Here is a 6,270-nt window from a genome sequence, read left to right as displayed (position 1 = left end):
GGCTGCCGAGGCCCCGGAGGCCGCTGCGGCCGTCGTGGAGCCGGTTGCCGAGGAGCCCGCCGTCGAGGAGGCCCCGGTCGCCGAGGCCGCTCCCGCCCGTACGCGTCGTCGTGCCACGCGTCGTGCGTCGGCTCCGGCGGGTGCGCCGCAGGCCGCCGAGAGTGCTCCCGAGGTCGTGGAGACCCCGGCCGCTGCCGAGGCCCCCGAGGTCCTGGCGGAGGAGGCTCCGGTCGCCGAGGCCGCCCCGGCCCGTCCGCGTCGCCGCGCCACCCGTCGTGCGTCGGCCCCCGCCGGCGCGCCGCAGGCCGCCGAGACGGTCGAGCCGGCCGTCGAGGCCGCTCCGGCCGTTGCGGAGCCGGCCGAGGAGGCGCCCGTCGCCGAGGCCGCTCCGGCCCGTACGCGTCGTCGTGCCACCCGCAAGGCGTCCGCCCCCGCCGGTGCTCCGCAGGCTGCCGAGGCCCCCGAGGCCGCTGCGGCCGCCGAGGAGCCCGTGACCGAGGAGCCCGCCGTCGAGGAGGCCCCGGTCGCCGAGGCCGCTCCGGCCGTTGCGGAGCCGGCCGAGGAGGCGCCCGTCGCCGAGGCCGCTCCGGCCGTTGCGGAGCCGGCCGAGGAGGCGCCCGTCGCCGAGGCCGCTCCCGCCCGTACGCGTCGCCGCGCCACGCGCCGTGCGTCGGCCCCCGCCGGTGCGCCGCAGGGCGCCGAGGTCGCCGAGCCCGCCGCCGAGCAGGCCGAGCCCGCCGCCGAGCCGGTGCGCGCCCGCCGTACGCGTCGTCGTGCCGCGGAGCCCGTCGCCGAGGCCGTGGAGCAGGCCCCCGCCGCCAAGGCGGAGGAGGCCCCCGCCCGTGGCCGCCGCCGGGCCGTGCGCCCGCCGACCGCCGTGTTCCAGGCGCCCGTGTTCACCGAGCCGATGTTCCAGACGCCGGAGACGGCCGCTGCCGCCGCCGCTGCCGCCGCCGAGGAGGCGCGCGAGGAGGAGCCGGAGCAGGAGCCCGTCGCCGAGGCCGCGCAGCCCGCTGCCGGTGGCCGTCGCCGCCGCCGTCGCCGGGGCGAGGCCGCCGAGGCCGTCGAGACCGCCCCCGTGGTGGAGGAGGCCGAGGAGGAGCCGGAGGCCGCCGAGGAGCCCGGCGCCTACGAGGCCGCCGAGGAGGAGGACGAGCAGGGCGAGCGTCCCTCGCGCCGTCGCCGCCGCGGTGGCCGTCGCCGCCGTCGTGGTGAGGCCGCCGAGGCCGAGGGCGTCGAGGAGGAGGCCGAGGAGGCCGCCGCCGAGCCCGAGGCCGTCGAGGAGGAGGCCGAGGAGGAAGAGGAGGCCGGTGCCTTCGCTTCCGCCGGCAGCCGCCGTCGCCGCCGTCGCCGTCGCCGCAGCGGCGAGGCGCTGGAGACCGAGCCGGGTGCGGACGAGCCCGAGCGCACCGTCGTCAAGGTCCGCGAGCCCCGTGAGCGCGCCGCGCGCACCGAGGGCGGCACGGGCTTCGACGAGGTGCAGTCCATCAAGGGCTCGACCCGCATGGAGGCCAAGAAGCAGCGCCGCCGCGAGGGCCGCGAGCAGGGCCGCCGCCGGGTGCCGATCATCACCGAGGCCGAGTTCCTGGCCCGCCGCGAGGCCGTCGAGCGCGTGATGGTCGTCCGCCAGAACGGCGACCGCACCCAGATCGGCGTGCTGGAGGACAACGTCCTCGTCGAGCACTTCGTCAACAAGGAGCAGGCCACCAGCTACGTCGGCAACGTCTACCTGGGCAAGGTCCAGAACGTCCTGCCGTCGATGGAGGCCGCGTTCGTCGACATCGGCAAGGGCCGCAACGCCGTCCTGTACGCCGGCGAGGTCAACTTCGAGGCGCTCGGCATGGGCAACGGCCCGCGCCGCATCGAGACCGCGCTGAAGTCCGGCCAGTCCGTGCTCGTGCAGGTCACCAAGGACCCGATCGGTCACAAGGGCGCCCGCCTGACCAGCCAGGTCTCGCTGCCCGGCCGCTACCTGGTCTACGTGCCCGAGGGTTCGATGACCGGCATCAGCCGCAAGCTGCCCGACACCGAGCGCGCGCGTCTGAAGCAGATCCTCAAGAAGATCGTCCCCGAGGACGCGGGCGTCATCGTGCGCACCGCCGCCGAGGGTGCGAGCGAGGACGAGCTGCGCCGTGACGTGGAGCGCCTGCAGGCGCAGTGGGAAGAGATCCAGAAGAAGTCGAAGCAGATCTCGACGAGCTCGCCGAGCCTGCTGTACGGCGAGCCGGACATGACCGTCCGCGTCGTGCGCGACATCTTCAACGAGGACTTCTCGAAGGTCATCGTCAGCGGTGACGGCGCCTGGGAGACCATCCACGGCTACGTCTCGCACGTCGCGCCCGACCTGGCCGACCGGCTGCAGAAGTGGACGTCGGACGTCGACGTCTTCGCCACGTACCGGATCGACGAGCAGCTGATGAAGGCGCTGGACCGCAAGGTCTGGCTGCCGAGCGGCGGTTCGCTCGTCATCGACCGGACCGAGGCGATGGTCGTCGTCGACGTCAACACCGGCAAGTTCACCGGCCAGGGCGGCAACCTGGAGGAGACGGTCACCAGGAACAACCTGGAGGCGGCCGAGGAGATCGTGCGCCAGCTGCGGCTGCGCGACCTCGGCGGCATCATCGTGATCGACTTCATCGACATGGTGCTGGAGTCCAACCGGGACCTGGTGCTGCGGCGCCTGCTGGAGTGCCTGGGCCGCGACCGCACCAAGCACCAGGTCGCCGAGGTGACGTCGCTGGGCCTGGTCCAGATGACCCGCAAGCGCGTCGGCCAGGGCCTGCTGGAGTCGTTCTCCGAGTCCTGCGTCCACTGCAACGGCCGCGGCGTGATCGTCCACATGGACCAGCCGGCGACCGTCGGTGGCGGCGGCGGTGGCGGCGGCAAGCGCGGCAAGAAGAAGGGCAAGGGTGCCGAGGCCCCCGAGCCCGCCGCGGCGCCCGCCGTGGAGGCCGTCGAGCCCGCCGTGGCGATTTCCGCGGAGGCGCCGGCCGAGGTCGCCGTGGAGGCGGTCGAGCTGGAGCCTGTCGCGGTGACCGAGGCGGAGCTGCAGCCGGCCCTCGACACGGCCGACGAGTGGTACGGCAGTGCTGCCGAGGCGGAGGCCGCGGCCGCCCGCCGCGGTGGCCGTACGCGCCGCCGGGCGACCCGCAAGGCGTCCGCTCCGGCGGGTGCGCCGAAGGCGGCGGAGCCGGTGGAGCCGGTGGCCGTCGTGGAGGTGGCCCCGGTCGAGCCGGCGCCGGCTCCCGACCTGGTCGCGCGGCCGGAGGTCGCCGAGCCGGTGGCCGAGGCCGTCCAGACGCCCGAGACCGCGGCTCCCGCGCGCCCCCGGCGCCGGGCCACCCGCAGGGTGTCCGCCCCGGCGGGCTCGCCCGCGGCGGCCGAGGAGGCCGTGGTGGTCGTCAGCGCACCGGCGGCCCCCGTCGAGGAGCCCGTGGTGGTGGCCGAGGCCGACGTCGAGGTCATGACGGAGGAGGCCGCCGAGGCCGCTCCGGCGAAGAAGACGGCCCGGAAGACGGCGGCCAAGAAGGCGCCGGCGAAGAAGGCGACGGCCAAGAAGACGGCGGCGAAGAAGACGACCACCGCCAAGAAGACGACGGCGACCAAGAAGGCGGCCACCAAGACGGCCGCCAAGAAGGCGCCGGCGAAGAAGACGGCGAAGAAGGCCGCGGCGTCCTCCACGGAGGACTGACCGGCGCTTCGCCCGGGCCCGGACGCCGGGCGGGCTGGACACCCAGCCCGCCCGGCGGGGCCCGGTTTGACCCCCTGGTCAAGGCCCCGTAACCTTGACCGTCGGCGTCTGTGTGACGCCACACCACTGAGCAAACACCTCCCGGTCCGCCGGGAGAGGCCGCTCGTCCACTCGGACAGTCACGGGCTTCCGCCCGTGCGAGCGGCTGGCATCAGCGGTCCCGATTACTAGCGAGAGTGAGATCCGCGTGTACGCAGTCGTGCGTAGCGGTGGTCGCCAGCACAAGGTTGCTGTCGGCGACATCGTCGAGGTTGACAAGATTTCCGACGGCAAGGTGGGCGACTCGGTCGAGCTCTCCACGCTGCTCGTGGTCGACGGCGAGTCCGTCACCAGCGACCCGTGGGTCCTGGCGGGCATCAAGGTCCAGGCCGAGATCGTGGACCACCACAAGGGTGCCAAGATCGACATCCTGAAGTACAAGAACAAGACCGGTTACCGCAAGCGCATCGGTCACCGCCAGCAGTACACCGCGGTCAAGATCGTCGCTATCCCGACGGCTGCGAAGTAAGGGACTGAGGAGACATGGCACACAAGAAGGGCGCATCGTCCACCCGGAACGGTCGCGACTCCAACGCTCAGCGGCTCGGCGTGAAGCGCTTCGGCGGTCAGGTCGTCAACGCCGGTGAGATCCTGGTCCGCCAGCGCGGCACCCACTTCCACCCGGGCGCCGGTGTCGGTCGCGGCGGCGACGACACCCTGTTCGCGCTGCAGGCCGGTGCGGTGCAGTTCGGCACCCACCGTGGCCGCAAGGTCGTCAACATCGTTCCGGCTGCCTGATCCATCGGATCCTGACGCCGTAGAGCGATAACGAGGGCGGACCTCACTTCCCTACGGGGAAGCGGGTCCGCCCTCGGCGCGTTACAACAGAGACACATCCCGTACGTCCCCGGCCTCCGGCGGGGGAGGCCCCTAGGAGGCACACCGCTATGACCACCTTCGTGGACCGCGTCGAGCTGCACGTCGCCGCGGGTAACGGAGGCCACGGCTGCGCCTCCGTACACCGTGAGAAGTTCAAGCCGCTCGGCGGCCCCGACGGCGGCAACGGCGGCCGCGGCGGCGACGTGACGCTGGTCGTGGACCAGTCCGTCACCACGCTCCTGGAGTACCACCACAGCCCGCACCGCAAGGCCACCAACGGCAAGCCCGGCGAGGGCGGCAACCGCTCCGGCAAGGACGGCACGGACCTGGTCCTGCCGGTGCCGGACGGCACGGTCGTCCTCGACAAGAACGGCAACGTCCTCGCCGACCTCGTCGGCCAGGGCACCACCTACGTCGCCGCCCAGGGCGGCCGCGGCGGCCTCGGCAACGCCGCGCTGGCCTCGGCCCGCCGCAAGGCGCCGGGCTTCGCGCTGCTCGGCGAGCCGGGCCAGTCCCAGGACATCGTCCTGGAGCTGAAGACCGTCGCCGACGTGGCGCTGGTGGGCTACCCGAGCGCGGGCAAGTCCTCGCTGATCTCGGTGCTCTCCGCCGCCAAGCCGAAGATCGCGGACTACCCCTTCACCACGCTCGTCCCGAACCTGGGCGTCGTGACGGCCGGTGCGACCGTCTACACCATCGCCGACGTCCCCGGCCTGATCCCGGGCGCCAGCCAGGGCAAGGGCCTGGGCCTGGAGTTCCTGCGCCATGTCGAGCGCTGCTCGGTGCTGGTGCACGTGCTCGACACCGCGACGCTGGAGTCCGAGCGCGACCCGCTGACCGACCTCGACGTCATCGAGGCCGAGCTCAAGGAGTACGGCGGCCTGGAGAACCGGCCCCGCATCGTCGTCCTCAACAAGGTCGACATCCCGGACGGCAAGGACCTCGCCGACATCATCCGCCCCGAGCTGGAGGCCCGCGGCTACCAGATCTTCGAGGTCTCGGCCGTCTCCCGGCACGGTCTGAAGGAGCTCTCCTACGCCCTGGCCGGCATCGTCGCCGAGGCGCGCGCCGCCAAGCCCAAGGAGGAGGCGACCCGCATCGTCATCCGTCCGAAGGCCGTCGACGACGCGGGCTTCACCGTCACCCAGGAGGAGGACGGCCTCTACCGCGTGCGCGGCGAGAAGCCGGAACGCTGGGTGCGCCAGACCGACTTCAACAACGACGAGGCCGTCGGCTACCTGGCCGACCGCCTCAACCGCCTCGGTGTCGAGGAGGAGTTGATGAAGGCCGGTGCCCGGTCGGGCGACGGCGTCGCCATCGGCTCGGAGGAGGACGCGGTCGTCTTCGACTGGGAGCCGACCATGGCCGCCGGTGCCGAGATGCTCGGCCGCCGCGGTGAGGACCACCGTTTCGAGGCCCCGCGCCCGGCCGCCCAGCGCCGCCGCGACCGCGAGGCGGAGCGCGACGAGGCCGCGCAGGAGTACGAGGGCTTCAACCCCTTCGGGTGAGCCGCCCCACCGCCCCGGCGCCGGGCAGGCCGCACTGCGGCCCGCCCGGCGCCGGGGCGTACGCGTACCGGGGCGCGGCCCCCGGCGGTGGTGACGACGCCGTGGCGGTGACGTAGCGGGCGCGGCTGCCTGCGTCGGCTGCCTGCGTCGGCT

General features: G+C 73.8%; 4 protein-coding genes. All 4 read left to right on the top strand.

Annotation, left to right across the window (positions count from 1 at the left end):
- Positions 1–3,691: Rne/Rng family ribonuclease (locus LE181_RS22765; protein WP_225663353.1), on the top strand; the 3,691-nt coding region annotated here is incomplete at its 5' end.
- Positions 3,692–3,938: 247 nt separating this feature from the next.
- A complete protein-coding gene (gene rplU / locus LE181_RS22760; protein ID WP_099200555.1) occupies positions 3,939–4,259 on the top strand; it encodes a 50S ribosomal protein L21 in 321 nt (106 codons plus the stop codon).
- Between the two features lie 14 nt (positions 4,260–4,273).
- Positions 4,274–4,528 carry a 50S ribosomal protein L27 gene (rpmA, locus tag LE181_RS22755; protein ID WP_093477705.1) on the top strand — a complete coding sequence of 85 codons (255 nt, stop codon included), beginning with the start codon at positions 4,274–4,276 and terminating at the stop codon, positions 4,526–4,528.
- A 149-nt stretch (positions 4,529–4,677) separates the two neighbouring features.
- Positions 4,678–6,117: a GTPase ObgE gene (obgE, locus tag LE181_RS22750; RefSeq protein WP_225663352.1), complete on the top strand. Its 1,440-nt coding sequence runs from the start codon at positions 4,678–4,680 to the stop codon at positions 6,115–6,117.
- Positions 6,118–6,270 lie beyond the last annotated feature (153 nt).

The organism is Streptomyces sichuanensis (assembly GCF_020328095.1).
Lineage (GTDB): Bacteria > Actinomycetota > Actinomycetes > Streptomycetales > Streptomycetaceae > Streptomyces > Streptomyces cinnamoneus.
This window is presented reverse-complemented; position numbering and strand designations above follow the sequence as displayed.